General features: G+C 60.4%; 2 protein-coding genes. Both read right to left on the minus strand.

What is annotated here, in order from left to right; translation table 11 throughout:
- Nucleotides 1-42: 42 nt before the first annotated feature.
- Nucleotides 43-417, minus strand: coding sequence for an MliC family protein (locus tag OP495_RS17130; RefSeq protein WP_280570952.1), 375 nt, complete (start codon nucleotides 415-417; stop codon nucleotides 43-45).
- 193 nt (nucleotides 418-610) lie between these two features.
- The coding region (locus OP495_RS17135) for a pyrroloquinoline quinone-dependent dehydrogenase (RefSeq protein WP_280570953.1) at nucleotides 611-2,527 on the minus strand (1,917 nt) is incomplete at its 5' end.

A 2,527-nucleotide genomic window follows, 5' to 3' on the forward strand; every position in this document is an offset into this window, starting at 1 on the left:
CAGAGACATCGCACAGGCCCCGTCATGAAATGAGCGCGCAGCTTAGCGGTCGGCGTCTTTCACCCGGCCCTGGCAATCGCGCTCGATGACGTTGCGCTCACCCTCGTCGTTGTCACGATACAACATGCCATTGTCGCCTTTGGTGTGCCATACGTAGGCGAGCTGTTCGTCGTCGCTGGCATAGCGCGCGCCGGAGCCCGAGGCAATTTGGTGCATGGGGATGGAGTCGTGACCATAGCTCAGCATGGCACGGTCGGTATCGGATCCATATTGGAAATAGGTGACCGACAGCGATGTATCTCCCTCACATTGGTAAATCTGGGTATGCTGATCGACGCGATCAGCATCGCCACCTTGCATGGCGCACCCCGTCATCAAGGTCGCTAGCGCCAATAGAGTAAGACTGACAGATTTCATTGGAACTCCTTATCCAGGATCTTTATCCAGGCATATCATGATGGAAGCGCGATACGACGCGACGTTCTCAAAAGCGTATCGCAGCTAATTCATGATCGTACAATAATATCGAAGACATCCTAAGGAAACGCTAAACAAAGCGACCCCGACACGCATGCCGGGGTCGCTGTGCTTCTCCTACCCTATCGAGCCCTCAGGCATCGTCGGGCAACGCATAGGCGATCACATAGTCGCCGCTGGGGGTTTCCATGAAGTGGTGCCCCGTGGCGACGATCACCAGATACTGACGACCATTCGCCTCGTAGACCATCGGGTTGGCCTGACCGCCCGCCGGCAGCGGCGCTTGCCACACGGTCTCGCCGCTCTCGATGTCGATCGCACGGATCAGATCATCGGTCGCCGCAGCAATGAAGATCAGCCCTCCAGCCGTGACCACCGAACCGCCGTTATTGGGCGTACCGATATCGATGGGCAAACCGGAACGAATTCCCCACGGCCCGTTGGCGCGCGCTGTGCCCAACGGACGGTCCCACAGCGTATCGCCGCTGGCCAGCTCGATGGCACGGATATGACCATACGGCGGCTGCTTGCACAGCATGCCGGTGTAGGGCACACGCCAACCGGCGTTGACATTGATCGCGTACGGCGTGTTGGCCTGCGGATCGCCCGCGCCTTCGGCACCGCCGCTATCGCTATCGAGCTCCTCGCGAGGTTTCCAGCCCTTGGCGTCCGCCTCCTCGCGCGGCACAAGCTCATTATAGTTGGGCATGTCATTGTAGTTGGCGATCATCACGCCGCGCCGCGGGTCGATGGAGACACTGCCCCAGTCGGAGCCTCCGTTATAGCCGGTGTACTGAATCCAAGGCTGGTCGGCGGTGGGCGGCGTGTACATGCCCTTCCAACTGGCTTGCTGGTACTGGATACGGCAGAACAGCTGATCGAAAGGTGACATGCCCCACATATCCTTCTCATTGATGTCGGGCTGACGCAGCGTGGCGTAGTTCGAGAAGGGCTGGGTCTTACTGCGTTCTTCCGGTTCAGCGCCGCCTTGCGGTACAGGACGCTCTTCGGCACCACCGCCCAGCAACTCGCCGGTTTCACGGTTGAAGACGTAGATCTCACCCTGCTTGGTGGGCATCACCAAGGCCGGCACCTCCCCATCGTCGGTGGGGAAATCGATCAATGTCGGCTGCGAACCGGGATCGTAATCCCAGACATCCTTGTGCGCAGTCTGGAAGTGCCACTCGGGCAGCCCGGTCTCGACGTTGAGCGCCACCATCGAGCTGGCCCACTCATTTTCTGCCGACGTGCGCGAACTGCTCCAGTAGTCGGCGGCGCTATTGGCCATCGGCAGATACACCAGGCCTAGCTGGCTATCGCCGGTGGCGGTGGTCCACATATTGGGCGAGCCACGCACGTAGGTGTCATCACCGCTGAGCGGTTCGCTCTGCTCGGGGCGCCCTGCGTCCCAGGCCCACTCGAGTTCGCCAGTCACGGCGTCGAAGCCCTTGATGACACCGGAGGGCGGATAACGACGCTGCCCATCGAGCACCTGGTGTCCCGTTACGACGACATCACGCACCACCACGGGTGCGGAGTTGATGGAGACATAGCCCTCGGGCGTCTCACCCATATTCTGTTTGATATCGACCTGGCCGTTATTCCCGAAACCGGTACACGGCTCGCCAGTCGCGGCATCGACTTCGAGCATGCGGCCATCGAGCGTCCCAGAAATGATACGTGCACGGCAGCTCTGCGAATCGCCATCATCGCCGCTGGCCATATCATCGACGCGGTCATCCGGTACTTCATAATACGTCACGCCACGGCAGGCAGCTGTATAAGGAATGGCGTCTTCGGATACCTGCGGATCATAGCGCCAGTTCTCTTCGCCACTATCGGCGTCGAGCGAGATCAGGATATTGCGCGACGTACACAAGAACACATCGTCGCCGACCTTGAGCGGCGTTGTCTCGGCGCCCCAGCGGTGATCGAGCAAGTCGCCGGTGCGGTACTGCCACGCCACTTCGAGATCGCCGACGTTATCCGGGGTGACTTGATCGAGCGGCGAGTAACGCGTTGCGGCGCTGTCGCGCCCGTAGGCAACCCA

Source organism: Chromohalobacter sp. 296-RDG (genome assembly GCF_029889885.1).
Classification (GTDB): domain Bacteria; phylum Pseudomonadota; class Gammaproteobacteria; order Pseudomonadales; family Halomonadaceae; genus Chromohalobacter.

Excerpts from the sequence above, each read along its gene's own strand:
- OP495_RS17130 (WP_280570952.1), bottom strand. The coding sequence starts at position 417 with ATGAAATCTGTCAGTCTTACTCTATTGGCGCTAGCGACCTTGATGACG.